The following is a 14,534-nucleotide window of genomic DNA, read 5'->3' on the forward strand; positions in this document are numbered from 1 at the left end:
CCGCACGGTGTCGCGGTACCACAGCGCGCTGCGCTTGGGGGTGCGGCGCTGCGTGTCGTAGTCGACCCGGACGATGCCGAACCGCTTGTCGTAGCCGTACGCCCACTCGAAGTTGTCCAGCAGCGACCAGGCGAAGTAGCCGCGCACGTCGGCGCCTGCGGCCCGGGCCCGGGCCACCGCCCGCAGGTGCTCGGTGAGGTAGCCGACCCGGTCGTCGTCGTTCACGAACCCGTCGGCGTCCGGCTCGTCGTCGAACGCGGCGCCGTTCTCGGTGATGACCATGGGCGTGCCCGGGTAGTCGCGGTGCAGCCGCACCAGCAGGTCGGTGAAGGACTCCGGCACGATCTCCCAGTCCATCGCGGTACGCGGCAGGTCACGGCGGACCACCCGGCGTACCGGCTTGCCGTCGTCGTCGCGGTCCCGGCCCTGCTCGTCCACCCCGGAGTGCAGCTGCCCGAAGTAGTAGTTGACCCCGAGCACGTCGATCGGGGTGGCGATGACGTCGAGGTCACCGTCCTGCACGGGGATGCTCACCCCCTCGGCGGCCAGGTCCGCGATCACGTCCTGCGGGTACTCCCCGCGCAGCACCGGGTCGAGGTACAGCCGGTTGGCCAGCCCGTCGGCGGCCCGCGCCGCGTCCCGGTCCGCCGCGCTGTCGGTGGCCGGGTCGGCGGTGGACAGGTTCAGCGTCAGGCCCAGCTCGATCGGGGACCGGGCCGCCTCGCGCAGCCGCCGCGTCGCCAGCCCGTGCCCGAGCAGCAGGTGGTGCGCCGCGGCGATGCCGTCACCGAGGTTCCGCCGGCCCGGGGCGTGGTCGCCGTAGGCGTACCCGAGCATCGCCGAGCACCACGGCTCGTTGAGCGTGGTCCAGGTGCGGACCCGGTCACCGAGCGCGGCGAAGACCAGCTCCGCGTAGTCGGCGAACCGGTACGCGGTGTCCCGGTTCGGCCAGCCGCCCGCGTCCTCCAGCTCCTGCGGCAGGTCCCAGTGGTAGAGCGTCACCCACGGCTCGACGCCCCGGCCGAGCAGCTCGTCCACCAGCCGGTCGTAGAAGGCCAGCCCGGCCACGTTCGCCGGACCGCGCCCGCCCGGCTGCACCCGGGGCCAGGCCACCGAGAACCGGTACGTGTCCAGTCCCAGGTCCGCGATGAGCGCGACGTCCTGCGGCATCCGGTGGTAGTGGTCGCACGCCACGTCGCCGTTGTCGCCGTTCGCCACCGCGCCCGGCACCCGGCAGAACGTGTCCCAGATGGACGGGGCGCGGCCGTCGGAGGCCACCGCGCCCTCGATCTGGTACGACGACGTCGCCACCCCCCACCGGAAGGTCGGCGGCAGCGTGTCGATCGGGTCCGCGCCGGCGACCGACGACGGGCGGGTGAGATCGGTGTCCATGGTTCTCCTCGCGGGTAGCGGGTGGTGGTGTCGGGCGGGTCAGCGGGACAGGGGCGCGACGGCCGGGTGCAGCCGGCACGCGACGGCCCGCGCCGGGTCGTCGACGCGCGGTGCACCGAGCACCGGCACCTGCTCGTCGCACCCGTCGAACGCCTTCGGGCAGCGGGGATGGAACGCGCAGCCGGACGGCATGGCGCGCAGGTCCGGCGGGGAGCCGGGGATGCCGGTCAGTTCGCGGCGCGGTCCGTGCAGCGCCGGGAACGAGTGCAGCAACCCCTCGGTGTACGGGTGCAGCGGTTCGGCGTACAGCCGGGCGGCGGGCGCCTCCTCGACGATCCGCCCGCCGTACATGATCGCGATCCGGTCGGAGAACTCGACCAGCAGCGACAGGTCGTGGGTGATGAACAGGACCGCGAAGCCGAGGCGTTCGCGCAGCTCGGCGAGCTGGCCGAGGATCTGCCGCTGCATCACCACGTCCAGCGCGGTGGTCGGCTCGTCCATGATGACCACCTGCGGTTCCAGCGCCAGCGCCATCGCGATCATGACCCGTTGCCGCATGCCGCCGGAGAGCTGGTGCGGGTAGCTGTCCAGCCGGTCGGCGGAGATGCCGACCAGGCGCAGCAGATCCTTGGCCCGGGCCGACCGGCTCGCCGCCGTGCTCTTCGGCTCGTGTGCCCGGATCACGTCGAGCAGCTGGGTGGAGACCCGGTGCACCGGGTTCAGCGAGTTCATCGCGCCCTGGAACACGATCGACGTCTCCGCCCAGCGGAACTCGCGCAGCTTCGCCGGGCTGAGCGTGAGCACGTCGACCGGCGGGCCGTCGGCCGGGTGGTAGATCACCTGGCCGCCGCTGACCACGCCGGGCGGGGGCAGCAGCCGGGTCAGCCCGTACGCGAGCGTGGACTTGCCGCTGCCGCTCTCCCCGGCCAGGCCGAGCACCTCGCCGCGGTGCAGCGTCAGGTCGACGTCGCGGACCGCGCGGACCGCGTCCGCGCCGACGCCGTAGTCGACGCACAGCCCGCGGATCTCCAGCACCTGGTCGCTCATGAGGTCGCGTCCTCTCGGGTGGGGTCCGCCGGCCGCTGCATCGGGACCGGTGCCGGGTTCGGCGCGAGCACCGGGGTGAAGCCGACGCGCATCGCGACGACGCGGCCGTCGGCGGTACGGATGCGGGTCCGGCCGCCGGTGCGCAGCCGGGGGCTGACGAACTCGTCGATGCCGAAGTTGATCAGCGCGAGCGCGGTGCCGAGCAGCGCGATGGCCAGCCCGGCCGGCACGAACCACCACCAGGCGCCCTGCGCCAGGGCCTGCTGTCCCTGGGCCCAGAACAGGATGGTGCCCCAGTTCCACGACGTCATCGACGAGATGCCGATGAACGCCAGGGTGATCTCCGACATCACCGCGAAGATGACGGTGCCGACGAACCCGGAGGCGATGATCGCGGTCAGGTTGGGCAGGATCTCGAAACCGATGATCCGCCAGGTCCGCTCGCCGGTGGCGCGGGCGGCCTCGACGTAGTCGCGGCGGCGCAACGACAGCGTCTGGGCACGCAGCACCCGCGCGCCCCACGCCCACGAGGTGAGGCCGATGATGAGCGCCACGAGCATGTCGCCGGCCTGGTCGACCAGGGACGTGACGATGATGATCAGCGGCAGCGCCGGGATCACCAGGAACACGTTCGACACCGCCGACAGGCCCTCGTCGGCCGCGCCGCCCAGGTAGCCGGAGGTCACGCCGATGAGGATGGACAGGATCGTGGCGAGCACGCCGGCGATCAGGCCCACCACCATCACGCTGCGCGCGCCGACCAGGATCTGACTGAAGATGTCCTGCCCGAGGTGGGTGGTGCCGAACCAGTGCCGGGCCGAGGGCGCCTGGAGCACGTCGGCGCTGCGCGCGTCCGGGTCGTACGGCGCGATCCACGGCCCGATCACCGCCAGGAGCACGTACACCCCGAGGACGCTGAGGCCGGTCGCGGCCTTGGCGTTGGCGACGAAGCGGAACCGGCGGCGGCGGGCCCGGGCCGACGGCTGCGCCATCGCTCCCTGGCAGGGGATGACCTGCTCGATGCTGGACGGGGAGAGTGTCATCGCTCAGCTCTTTCGGGTCCGCGGGTCGAGGAGCAGGTACGCCACGTCGGCGAGCAGGTTCGCCACCAGCACCGAGATCGTGATGATCAGGAAGATGCCCTGCATCAGCGGATAGTCCTTCGCGCCGACGGCCTGGAAGAGCTGGAACCCCAGCCCCGGGTACGAGAAGACGATCTCCACGAGCAGCGTGCCGCCGACGATGAAACCGAGCGACAGCGCGAACCCGGACACGTTCGGCAGCAGCGCGTTGCGGGCGGCGTAGCTGAGCGCCACCCGGCGCTCGGAAAGCCCCTTGGCGTGCGCCACGGTGATGTAGTCCTCGCTGGCGACGGTGACCATCATGTTGCGCATGCTGAGGATCCAGCCGCTCATCGACGAGACCAGGATGGTCGCCGCGGGCAGGATGCTGTGCTGGATCGCGCTCGGCACGAAGTACGCGTCGAACGCCGGCACCAGGCCCGGCTCGTAGCCGCCGGAGGAGGGGAAGAAGCTGCCCGGCCCGGCGAACAGCGCGATCGCGACCAGGCCGAGCCAGAAGTACGGGATCGAGGACAGGAACGTGGTGGCCGGCAGCAGCCCGTCGATCCACGAACCGCGCCGCCAGCCCGCGCCGACGCCGAGCGCGGTGCCGAGCAGGAAGCTGACGATCGTGGTGACGCCGACCAGGCCGACCGTCCACGGCAGGCTGTCGCCGATCACCTGCGACACCGGGGCCGGGAAGAACGTGAACGACAGTCCCAGGTCGCCGTGCAGGAGCTGCCCCCAGTAGGCGACGTACTGCTCCCACAGCGAGCGGTCGGAGTCCAGCCCGAACAGCACCCGCAGCGACGCGATCGCGTCGGCGCTGATCCGGCCCTGGTTACGGGAGATCAGCGACTGGACGGGGTCGCCGGGCACCATCCGCGGGATGAAGAAGTTGAGCGTGATCGCCGCCCAGGCGGTGAACAGGTAGAAGGCCACGCGTTGCAGCAGGAACCTCACCGGGCCGCCTCCGTTCCGGCCTTCTGCGTCGCGACGGTCTCGGCGTCGAACAGCCAGCACGCGGCCCAGTGCCCGGGCGCGTCGTCGACCGGGATCGGCGGCGGCAGGTCGGTGGCGCAGCGCGGCATGGCCGCGGGGCAGCGCGGGTGGAACCGGCAGCCGGCCGGCGGGCGGATCAGGCTGGGCGGCTCGCCGTGGCCCCGCTCGCCCGCCGCCGCGCCGTCGCCGCCCGCGCCGGTGATCCGCTCCGGGTCCGGCGCCGATTCGATGAGCAACCGGGTGTACGGGTGGGCCGGGCGCTGGGTGACCGTCTCGCTGTCGCCGCCCTCGACCATCCGCCCGGCGTACATGACGATCGTCTCGTCGGCGAAGTAGCGGGCCGAGGCGATGTCGTGGGTGATGTAGAGGACGGCCAGGTCGAGCCGGTCCTTGAGGTCCTGGAGCAGGTTGAGCACGCCGAGGCGGATCGACACGTCGAGCATCGACACCGGCTCGTCGGCGAGCAGCACCTCCGGGTCGGCGCCGAGCGCCCGCGCGATAGCGACGCGCTGGCGCTGCCCGCCGGACAGCTCGTGCGGGAACGCGTCGAGGTAGCGCTCCGGCGGGGTGAGCGCGACCCGGGTCAGCAGGTCGGCGAGCGCCTTCTCCAGCCCGTCCGGCCCGGTCCCGGCGTTGCCGTGGATGCGCAGCGACCGGGTCAGGTGGTAGCGGACCGTGTGCACCGGGTTCAGGGACGCGAACGGGTCCTGCAGGATCAGCTGCACCCGGCGCACGTACGCCCGGAACCGCCGCCCGCCGCGTACCCGGGTCGAGCGGCCGTGCAGCCGGATGTCGCCGGCGGTGCGCGGGTAGAGCTGGGCCAGCAGCCGGGCGACTGTGGACTTGCCGGAGCCGGACTCGCCGACGAGCGCTGTCACCCGGCCACGGCGCAGCGCGATCGATACGTCGTCGACGGCGTGCACCACCGCCGGGGTGCGGGAGAGGAGGTCACGCAGCCGCCGGCGGACGGGGAAGTGCTTGGTCAGGCCGACGGCCTCCAGCACCACCTCGTCGGCCGGCGCCGGTGCGCTCTCGGTCAACGTCATGCCGCATTCCTGTCTCAGGGTTGCCGAAGAGAGGGGCGGGCGCCGCCGGCCCGGCCGGGGGATCGTGGCCGGGCCGGCGGCGCCGGGTCAGCCGGCGGCCGGCTTGAGGTGCAGCACCACGTCCACCGCGTTGGGCTGGGTGGGCTGGAGCGCGCCGTACGGGTTCGCGTCGTCCGGCCAGCCGGTCCAGTTCTTCGTGCTGTACGCGCCGCCGATGTTGTCCGCGCCGACCGGGATCATCGGCACCTGCTCGACGAAGATCTTCTGCAGGGTGGCCATGGCCGTGGTGCGGGTGGCGTCGTCGGTGGCGTTGGCGTACGACACCAGTGCGTCGGTGGCCTCCTTGCTCTGGAACCGGCCGAAGTTGCCCGCCGGGGAGGCGGTGCCGATCGGCTTGAGCACGCGGCCGTCCATGATGGTCCGGTAGATGTCGTACGGCGTGGCGCCGGACTCGGTCCACCGGAACGTGGCCTCGAAGTTGCCCTGCTCGACGTTGCGGAACCAGGCGTCCTGGTTGGCCTTGTCGATGGTGGCCGCGATGCCGATCTTCGCCAGGTTGCCCTTCACGATCTCCAGGCTGGTCTGGTAGTCGGACCAGCCGGCCGGGTCGGTGAGCCGGATGGTGACCGGCTTGCCGCTCTTGTCCTTGAGCGTGGTGCCGTCGAGCTTGTAGCCGGCGCCGGTGAGCAGCGCCTTGGCGCCCTCGACGTCGACCTTGTGCTCCTGGCCCCTGTACTCGGGCGCGATGAACGAGTCACCGGCCGGGCTGGGCAGGCCGGTGACGCTCTTGACCTCGGGGTGGAAGTAGCCGGCCTCGGCGGTGGTGAAGATGTCCGCCCGGTCGATCACCATGTTCATGGCCTTGCGCAGCGCCGGGTCGTCGAACGGCTTCTTCGTGGTGTTCACGTAGAGGCCGTGGATGCCCAGCACCGGCGGCGCCCACATCTTGTGGTTCTTCTGGTCCTTCGCCACGAACACGGTCTGGTAGTTCGGGATGAAGACGAAGCTCCACTCCGACTCGCCGTTGGCGAGCGCGGTGGTCTGCGCGCTGTTGTCGGTGTACGACGTGTACCGCAGCTCCTTGACCTTCGGCGGGTCCTGCCAGTAGCCGCTGTCGCGTACGGAGAGCGTCGTGGTCGCCGGGGTGAACGACTTCAGCGTGTACGGGCCGCTGCCGACCGGCTGCTTCACCGGGTCGGTGGCCGGGTCGGCGATCTTCTCCCAGAGGTGCTTCGGCACGATCGGCACCCGCCACAGCACCTTCTGCTGGTTGACGAACTGCGGGCTGGCCATCGAGATGGTGACCTCGTTGCCGCTGGCCACGGCGTCGGTGTACGGCACGCCCTGGTCGTTGAGGGCCGGGAACTTCTTCACCAGGTTGTAGGTGAACGCGACGTCCTCGGCGGTGACCTTCCGCCCGTCGGACCAGGTGGCGTTCTCCCGGACGGTCACCTTGACCGTCTTGTAGTCCGACGACCACTCGGCCTTGGTGGCCAGCCACGGCTTGAACGGCTCGGCCGGCTTGACCGGGTTCCACATCATCAGCGGCTCGTAGATCTGCCACCGGTAGCCGAGCGACGCGGCGGCCGAGGTGGTGAGGAACGGGTTGTTGTTCTCCGCCTGCGGGCCGTTGGGCATGCCGACGTTCAACACCGTCGCGGCCTGGCCGCTCGTCTTGTTCGCGTTCGGGCTGTCGCCGCAGGCTGCGGCGCCGGTGACCATCGCGCCGGCCAGCGCGAGGGCGAGGAGTTGCCGTCTTCTCATGGAGGTCTCCCTCGGTGGTCCCGCAGTCCTCGGGCGGGATGTGGTGGATGGAGGGTGTGCGGTGGTGCCACCGGCGGGCGGGCCCGCCGGCGTGGTCGCCGGGTTCGGCGGTGTGGGGGTCAGGTGACGCGGGCGCCCGTCGGCCCTCGCGTGTCTGTCGGGTCCGGTGCGGTCGGGTCGCTCGTGGTCGTCGAGTCGCGGGTGGTGAAGCCGGTGGGGATGACGGTCGGGGTGTCCGGCAGCGGCGTGCCGGCGAGGTGGCCGATGAGCAGGCGGGCGGCGGCCGTACCCATCTCCCGCAGCGGTTGGCGCACGGAGCTCAGCGGCGGGTGGGTGTGCCCGGCCAGCGGGAGGTCGTCGAAGCCGACCACCGCGACGTCCTGCGGGACGCGCCGCCCGGCGTCGCGCAGCGCCTGCAACGCCCCGGCCGCCGACAGGTCGTTGTGGGCGAAGACGGCGTCGAAGGGTACGCCGTCGGCGAGCAGCCGCCGCACCGCCGCGCGCCCGCACTCGAAGGTGAAGTCGCCCTCCACCACCCGGCCCGGCTCGACCGGTACGCCCGCGTCGGCGTAGGCGCCGGCGAACCCGGCGAGCCGTTCCCGGGTGCAGCCGAACCGGCGCAGGCCGGTGACGACGAGCGGCCGTCGCCGGCCGAGCGCCAGCAGGTGCGTGGCGGCGGCCCGCGCGCCCGCCTCGTTCGTGGTCCGCACCGACGGGAAGCCGGGCTGGTGACCCCGGTCGTCGATGAGGATCACCGGCAGGCCGCGCCGGTGCAGCTCGGTGATGTAGTCGAGCGTCCCCTCGGGCTCGACCACGAGCAGGCCGTCGAACGACTTGGCCGAGACCTGGGAGGCGAACCGGCGCATCGACTCGTCGCCGTGGGTGCAGGTGAACAGCAGCATGCCGTACCCGGCGTCTTCGACCACGTCGGCCGCGCCCTGGAGCACCTCGCCCATCCAGGGCCAGGTCAGTGCCGGTACCAGCATCCCGACCACCCGGGTACGGCCCCGGGCCAGCCCGACTGCGCGGGCGCTCGGCACGTACCCGAGGTCGCTGATCACGGCGCGGACCCGGTCGGCGGTACGCACGTGCACCTCGCCCTTGCCGTTCAGCACCCGGGAGACCGTCGTCTTGCTCACCCCGGCGCGGGTGGCGACGTCGGCGATGGTGATCGGCACGTGACGCTCCCGGGTCGCAGGGATGAGCGGGGTGTTTCGGAACCGGTTGCGGAAGCGGTTCCGTGGCAGTCAACCCAAGTGGTGTCTGTCACGTCAATCACAGACGGATAACGATGTATGACTAAGTTCGAGCCTTGAAAAAAGCATTTGGGCTGCGACTCCGCCGATCACGGCGATGAGCAGGGTCGATGCCTCGCGCTCCCGTCCGGGAGATCCGAAATGGACGATCAGGGGCGGGCGTACACGTCCCCGGAGTTGGCCTCGTCCGGCAGCGTGCGCAGGTACGCGGCCACAGCGGCCGCCGGACGCCAGCCGGGCAGCGCGAACTCCATCTCGTCACCGATCGCCACGGTGAACCGGGTGAAGCCGAGCGCGGTGAGCCGGTCCAGGCAGCGCGCCGCCGCCACCCGGGCGATGGTGGTGAACTCGAACGACAGCGCGAGGACCGGCCGGCTCAGCCCGGACAGCACGGCGTCCTCGAAGCCCTCCACGTCGATCTTCACGAACGCCGGTACGCCGTACGCGGCCACGAGCGCGTCGAGCGTGGTGCCGGGCACCTCGATCTGCGCGTCCCAGGTCTCGCCCGCCCAGCCGGGCGCGCCGTCGGCGGCGCGGACGAACCCGGGGGAGGCGGTGGAGACCGTCGGGTTGGCCGAGTTCACGTGCAGTCGCACCGGCCCGGCGGTACGGCCGCACGCGGCCTCCACCACTGTCACGCCGTCGTCGCCCGCGTACATCTCGCGCAGCACCCGCGCGCACAGCGGCTGCGGCTCGACCGCCACCACGCGCGCGCCGAGGCGGCGGAAGCTGCCCAGCCGGTCGCCCACGTGCGCGCCCACGTCGAAGACCAGGTCACCGGCGCCGACCAGCGGGGCGTAGAACGCGTCGAGGGCGGCCTCGCGCGCCGGGTCACCGTGGTAGAAGTCCAGCGAGCGGCGCAGACCGGACATCGCCGGGTCCGCCTTGAGCGTCTCGATCACCCCGTCCCGCACCCCTCCGACGCTAGCCAGCGCCGCAGTGGCGCGAGCCGCATTCGCATCCTTCCCGCCGCCGACGTTGCGCGATCACCCCACCCTCCTAGGATGCTCTAGAGGTGGTGAGGCCTCTCGCGCGGGTGGCAACGCCGATCGCCCGCCGCGAACGGGCAACTGGCCGCTGTGGGGGCTGGCCGCTGCCGTGAGGTGCCGGTCTCGCGGCGGCTGGGCCCTCATGGCAGTGCGCCGCCGGCGTTCGCCGGTTCAGACGCGCGCCTTCGGCTCGCGGTCGGGGGCCCGCGAGATCTTGGTAGGAAACGGCCCTCAGAGGGGCCACTTCGTACCAAGATCTACATGCTGTCTCGTATCGCGGGACACGGATCCTGGTTGCCGAGATGCTCGCGAGTGGTCCTCGACCGCGAACGTCACGTCGCCGCGCGACTGTGGTGTGAGTGGAACGCCATGGGTGTCAAACAGGGCGGGAGACACCCATGGCGTTCCAGTGGCCGGCGAATTCCCCGTGGCTGGGAAGGGTGGACGGCCGGGGCAGGGGATCGGCGGGCCGATCCGTCAGCCGCGCCGACCGGCGGCGACACCGCCGCCTGCCTGCAACTGGCGGTCGGCCATCCAGCCGTGCCGGCCTACGCTGGTCAGTCGGCACGGCCCGCCGCTGCGGTTACGGCGTTTCGACGACCTCCTGGCCGAGCGGCCACAGCGCCGCCGGGACCAGCTTGAAGTTGGCCACCCCGAACGGGATGCCGATGATCGTCACGCAGAGCGCGATGCCGGCGAGGATGTGCGACAGGGCCAGCCACCAGCCGGCCAGCACCAGCCAGAGCACGTTCGCCAGTCCGGAGGGGAGCCCCGCACCCGGCTTCGACACGAGGGTGCGGCCGAACGGCCACAGCGAGTAGGAGGCGAGCCGCAGCGAGGCGACGCCGAAGGGGATGGTGACGACGAGGACGAAGCAGATCAGGGCGGCGATGCCGTAGCCGAGGGCCAGGACGAAGCCGCCGCCGAAGACGAGCCACAGGAGGTTCAGCAGAAAGCGGATCACCACTCCATGGTCGCTCGCGCGGGCAAACCCGCCAACGCCGCCCGTGCGCGAGCAGCGCCGCCACCAGGTACACCGACGTCGCTCAGTCCGCCAGCAGCGCCGCCACCGCGTGCGCCGTCGCCGGGTGCGCGGCGACCAGCACCGACTCCGCGTCCACCGATGCCGCCTCGCCCGGCGCCGAGCCGACGTCGGGCTGCCAGTCGCCGGCGCAGCCGAGCAGCGCCGCCATCGCGTCGACCGCCTCCGGATGGGCGACCAGCAGACCGTGTACCGGACCGGTTCCCGGGGACGGCGCGAGCGGCGTGGACGGGGTGGACGCGGCCGCCCACGGCGGTGACCAGGCGTCCAGCGCGGGCAGCGTGGCGGGGAACGTGCGTTCCGCCTCGCGGACCAGCAGCGGCACCAGCTCCGGCCCGTGCTCGCGCAGTGTGGTGATCAGCATCGGCAGCCAGGGCAGCAGCACCGGGTCGGGCAGTCCGGCGAAGGCGGACGACATGGTCTCCACCACGAACGGCGCGAGCCCCGGCACCGGTTCGAGCGCGTGCACGAAGCCGGAGAGGTACTGCGGGAACGCGGGCACCACGAGCGGATTGGCGAGCAGCTCGGCGCACTGTTCGCGCAGGCGTGCCAGCGGCAGCAGGCCGAGCTGGTGGCGGGCGGCCCAGAGCAGCGCGACCTTGGCCGGGGCCTCCGGGTGGGCCTGCGCGACAGCCAGTTCGAGCTGGGAGCGGTCGCACCCGAGCGACAACGCGAGACTCTCCATGCTGAACAGGAAGCCGAGCATCGCGCCGACCTGCCGTACGCCGGTGGACTCGTCCACGAACGCGGTGGGCAGCAGCGTGCAGTAGTGGGCGTACCCGGTGGTGACGAACGTCCGGCACCAGGCGGGCAGCGCCGGTGCGGTGGTGCGGTGGTGGGCGAGCAGCCGCCGGATGCGGCGCAGCACCTCCGGTGCGTCGTCCACTGTGCGTTCGGCGGCGAGCAGCTCCACCGCCCGCGCGCCGAGTTCGTCGACGAGGCGCGGGCTGTCCAGCAGCCGGATGGCGTCCTCGACGGCGGCGAGAGCGCGGGCGGCTGTCGCGTCGGGGCCGCGTACCGCCCGGCGCAGCCGCTGCTCCAGCACCTGCTCGACGGTGACGCCCTCGTATCCCAGCTCGATCAGGGCGCGCTGGTTGCGGCCGAGCGCGAGGTCCCAGCTCTCCTGTTCGGAGCGGTGGCCGAGGCGGCGCTCGCCCATGATCGGGCGGACCGCGTCGGCGGGCAGCAGGTGCCGCAGCATCCACAGCAGATCGGAGCAGGGTGCCAGCGCCGGGTCGGCGCGCAGGTCGAGCAGGGCCCGCTGCACGGTGCGCCGTTCCAGGTCGAGGCCGAGGGGGCGCAGCCGGTCCAGGACGTCGCGGGCCAGCGGCGGCAGGGAGTCGTACCCGACCTGGCCGACGCGGTCGCCGCCGAGGAGGATGTCGCAGAGCCGGCGGACGTCGCGGCGGCCGGGCACCACGTCCTTCTCGATGCAGGTCACGGCGGCGTCGGCGAAGTCGTACGGCGTGGGCCGCGCGCGGTTGCGCATGGTGGCGAGCAGGATCGACGTCTCGAACACGGCGATCGCGTCGGCGGTGCTGGCGAAGTAGCCGTTGCGGCGGGCGAGCCGGACGATGTCGACGCACCAGCCGCGCAGTTCGGCCTCGTCCAGCTCGTCGAGGACGGGCGGGGCGGCGAGGAACCCGCTGAGCCGGTCCGCGGTGGGGCCGGTGGTGGCGGGCGCGGCGGCGCGGGCCCGGCGGCCCTTCTTCTCGGTACGCTGCCCGGCCAGGCGGTACGGCGTGAGCCGGGTGCGGGTGAGCGCGGCCGTCCAGTTCGCGGCGGCGATGGACACGGTGCCCGAGGCCAGCCCGAACTGCGCCTCGATGGCCGAGTGGCTGGACGGGATGAGGCCGTAGCGCCAGCGGGTGCCGGTGCGCGGGCTGATCGGGAAGTCCGGCGCAATCGAGTCGAGGCCGAACTGTTCCACGTGGCTGGCGGCGTGGAAGGCGCCGCAGACGTAGAGGCAGTCGGCCGGATCGGCGCCGCTTCCGGCGAGGTGCTGCCGCATCCGGGTCCACATGTACCGTTCGCGGTCCTCGTCGCGTTCGTCGCGGGCGGACCGGGACGGGCGCAGCCGCCGGAACAGGCTGCCGATCAGCACCATGACCTGCCGGTAGGTATCGTGGTCGGCGTCGGCGAGCGGCCGTTCGACGTACTGGTCCCACCATTCCGACCAGTGGCGCACCTTGCCGTGGTGCAGCAGGTGGGCCTCCAGTTCGGCGAACCGGGGGCGCAGGTCGCCGATCTCCACGCCGACCGCGTCGCCGTGCAGTCCCGCGTTCTCGTCCGAGGACGGAGGGTCGGAGCCCCGTTCGGGGCCGGTGTCGTCGCGGGGGGTCCACTGGAAGACGTGGTCGGTGGAGCGGTCCACGAGCACCAGCTCCACGCCGGGCGTGTCCAGCGCGTACGCGATGGCCTGGTACTCGGCGGACGCCTCGGTGATCGGGGCGACCACGCTCAGCGGGCTCCACTCGGCGGGGAAGCCGTCGAGTTCGGTGGCGAACGCCTGCACCGCCACCGGCAGGCGGCAGTTGCGCAGCTCGTCGAGCAGCGGCCGTAGGTCCTCGCACAGCTCCAGGTAGATCACCTTGGGCGGGCGGGCGCGCAGGCGGCGTGCCATGGCCAGCGCCGAGGCGGGGGAGTGGTGGCAGACGGGGAAGATCTCCAGCCGTTCGCGCAGCGCCCGGTCGACGTCGTCGACCATGCCGGTGAGGATGCCGGCGAGCGCGTCCGGGGAGCCGGCGAAGGCGGCGGCGGCGTCGGTGAGCTGGTCGCGCAGCGGGCCGAACAGGCCGGTCGGTGCGGGCGCGGTCATGACAGCGACGCGATCGCCTGGCGGCCGCCGTCGAGGAAGCCCTCCCAGTCGCCGCCGTCGGCCTTGGCGCGGGGCTCGACCACGCCGTGCAGGTACTTGTTGAGGATGGCCAGGTCCTCCGGGGCGCGGCGGGCCAGCGAGCCCATCAGTGAGCCGGCGAGCGTCTGGGCGCGCAGGGTACGGTCGCCGAAGAACTGGCTGTGCAGGATCGCGTCCTCCAGCACGCCGATCTGCTCGGCGGTGGACAGCGCCGACTCCAGCTTCTCGTCGTCGCTGGTGGCGGCGGACGCGGCGGCGCGCAGGTCGGCGAAGCTCTGCAGCAGGATGTCGAGCAGGGTGGGCGGCACGTCCAGTTCGATGCGGTGCCGGCGCAGCAGCTCCTCGGTGCGGAAGCGGACGATCTCGGCCTCGCTGCGCTTGTTGGTGACCACCGGGATGCGGATGAAGTTGAACCGCCGCTTGAGCGCGGAGGACAGGTCGTTGACGCCCCGGTCGCGGCTGTTGGCGGTGGCGATGATCGAGAAGCCGGGCTTGGCGAAGACGATGTTGTCGTGGTCCAGCTCGGGGATGGAGACGTACTTCTCGGACAGGATCGAGATGAGCGCGTCCTGGACGTCGCTGGTGGAGCGGGTCAGCTCCTCGAACCGGCCGATCACGCCCTGCTCCATGGCGGTCATGATCGGCGAGGGGATCATCGACTCGCGGGACTGGCCCCGGGCGATGACCATGGAGACGTTCCACGAGTACTTGATGTGGTCCTCGGTGGTGCCGGCGGTGCCCTGCACGACGAGCGTGGAGTTGCGGCAGACCGCTGCGGCGAGCAGCTCGGCGAGCCAGCTCTTGCCGGTTCCCGGGTCGCCGATGAGCAGCAGGCCGCGGTCGGAGGCGAGCGTGACGATGCTGCGCTCGACGAAGCTGCGGTCGCCGAACCACTTCTGCGGGATCTCCCGGTCGAGGCCGTCGGCGCGTTCGGAGCCGAGCACGAACAGCCGGACCATGCGGGGGCTCAGCCGCCAGGAGAACGGCTTCGGCCCGGTGTCGACGGATTCGAGGTAGGCCAGCTCGTCGGCGTACTTGACTTCGGCGGGGGCGCGGAGCATGTCGGACATCAGGGGTG

11 protein-coding genes are annotated in these 14,534 nt (G+C 72.2%); all 11 read right to left on the reverse strand.

Going from position 1 to position 14,534, the window contains the following annotated elements; translation table 11 throughout:
* A partial coding sequence (locus ACPCK6_RS20070; RefSeq protein ID WP_423481875.1) for a GH1 family beta-glucosidase occupies nucleotides 1–1,392 on the reverse strand: 1,392 nt, incomplete at its 3' end.
* A gap of 39 nt (nucleotides 1,393–1,431) precedes the next feature.
* Entirely contained in the window at nucleotides 1,432–2,439 is a 1,008-nt protein-coding gene (locus tag ACPCK6_RS20075) for an ABC transporter ATP-binding protein (RefSeq protein WP_423481876.1), read from the reverse strand.
* Nucleotides 2,436–3,482 carry an ABC transporter permease gene (locus tag ACPCK6_RS20080; protein WP_423481877.1) on the reverse strand — a complete coding sequence of 349 codons (1,047 nt, stop codon included), beginning with the start codon at nucleotides 3,480–3,482 and terminating at the stop codon, nucleotides 2,436–2,438. The genes ACPCK6_RS20075 and ACPCK6_RS20080 overlap by 4 nt, the downstream gene beginning before the upstream one ends.
* Before the next feature lie 3 nt (nucleotides 3,483–3,485).
* Nucleotides 3,486–4,463, reverse strand: a complete 978-nt coding sequence (locus ACPCK6_RS20085; RefSeq protein ID WP_013286255.1) for an ABC transporter permease — start codon at nucleotides 4,461–4,463, stop codon at nucleotides 3,486–3,488.
* Nucleotides 4,460–5,548 carry an ABC transporter ATP-binding protein gene (locus tag ACPCK6_RS20090; protein ID WP_423481878.1) on the reverse strand — a complete coding sequence of 363 codons (1,089 nt, stop codon included), beginning with the start codon at nucleotides 5,546–5,548 and terminating at the stop codon, nucleotides 4,460–4,462. Before ACPCK6_RS20090 ends, ACPCK6_RS20085 begins: the two co-directional genes overlap by 4 nt.
* An 87-nt stretch (nucleotides 5,549–5,635) precedes the next feature.
* Complete coding sequence (locus tag ACPCK6_RS20095; protein ID WP_423481879.1) at nucleotides 5,636–7,312, reverse strand: ABC transporter substrate-binding protein; 1,677 nt, start codon at nucleotides 7,310–7,312, stop codon at nucleotides 5,636–5,638.
* A gap of 119 nt (nucleotides 7,313–7,431) precedes the next feature.
* The gene (locus tag ACPCK6_RS20100) at nucleotides 7,432–8,490 is read right to left on the reverse strand and encodes a LacI family DNA-binding transcriptional regulator (protein WP_423481880.1); all 1,059 of its coding nucleotides are present in this window, start codon (nucleotides 8,488–8,490) and stop codon (nucleotides 7,432–7,434) included.
* 227 nt (nucleotides 8,491–8,717) lie between these two features.
* On the reverse strand, nucleotides 8,718–9,440 hold the full coding sequence (locus tag ACPCK6_RS20105) for an FkbM family methyltransferase (RefSeq protein ID WP_423481898.1): 723 nt from the start codon (nucleotides 9,438–9,440) through the stop codon (nucleotides 8,718–8,720).
* Nucleotides 9,441–10,140: 700 nt separating this feature from the next.
* A complete protein-coding gene (locus ACPCK6_RS20110) occupies nucleotides 10,141–10,521 on the reverse strand; it encodes a YccF domain-containing protein (protein WP_175438877.1) in 381 nt (126 codons plus the stop codon).
* An 82-nt stretch (nucleotides 10,522–10,603) separates the two neighbouring features.
* Entirely contained in the window at nucleotides 10,604–13,417 is a 2,814-nt protein-coding gene (locus ACPCK6_RS20115; RefSeq protein ID WP_423481881.1) for a DUF5682 family protein, read from the reverse strand.
* The gene (locus ACPCK6_RS20120) at nucleotides 13,414–14,526 is read right to left on the reverse strand and encodes an ATP-binding protein (RefSeq protein ID WP_091327872.1); all 1,113 of its coding nucleotides are present in this window, start codon (nucleotides 14,524–14,526) and stop codon (nucleotides 13,414–13,416) included. The genes ACPCK6_RS20115 and ACPCK6_RS20120 overlap by 4 nt, the downstream gene beginning before the upstream one ends.
* Nucleotides 14,527–14,534: the final 8 nt, after the last annotated feature.

This window comes from Micromonospora sp. AB353 (genome assembly GCF_049538395.1).
Classification (GTDB): Bacteria; Actinomycetota; Actinomycetes; order Mycobacteriales; family Micromonosporaceae; genus Micromonospora; species Micromonospora aurantiaca.

Bases quoted from the DNA above. Each gene is read 5' to 3' on its own strand.
- ACPCK6_RS20075 (WP_423481876.1), bottom strand. From the start codon at position 2,439: ATGAGCGACCAGGTGCTGGAGATCCGCGGGCTGTGCGTCGACTACGGC.
- ACPCK6_RS20080 (WP_423481877.1), bottom strand. From the start codon at position 3,482: ATGACACTCTCCCCGTCCAGCATCGAGCAGGTCATCCCCTGCCAGGGA.
- ACPCK6_RS20090 (WP_423481878.1), bottom strand. From the start codon at position 5,548: ATGACGTTGACCGAGAGCGCACCGGCGCCGGCCGACGAGGTGGTGCTG.
- ACPCK6_RS20095 (WP_423481879.1), bottom strand. From the start codon at position 7,312: ATGAGAAGACGGCAACTCCTCGCCCTCGCGCTGGCCGGCGCGATGGTC.
- ACPCK6_RS20105 (WP_423481898.1), bottom strand. From the start codon at position 9,440: ATGTCCGGTCTGCGCCGCTCGCTGGACTTCTACCACGGTGACCCGGCG.
- ACPCK6_RS20115 (WP_423481881.1), bottom strand. From the start codon at position 13,417: ATGACCGCGCCCGCACCGACCGGCCTGTTCGGCCCGCTGCGCGACCAG.
- ACPCK6_RS20120 (WP_091327872.1), bottom strand. From the start codon at position 14,526: ATGTCCGACATGCTCCGCGCCCCCGCCGAAGTCAAGTACGCCGACGAG.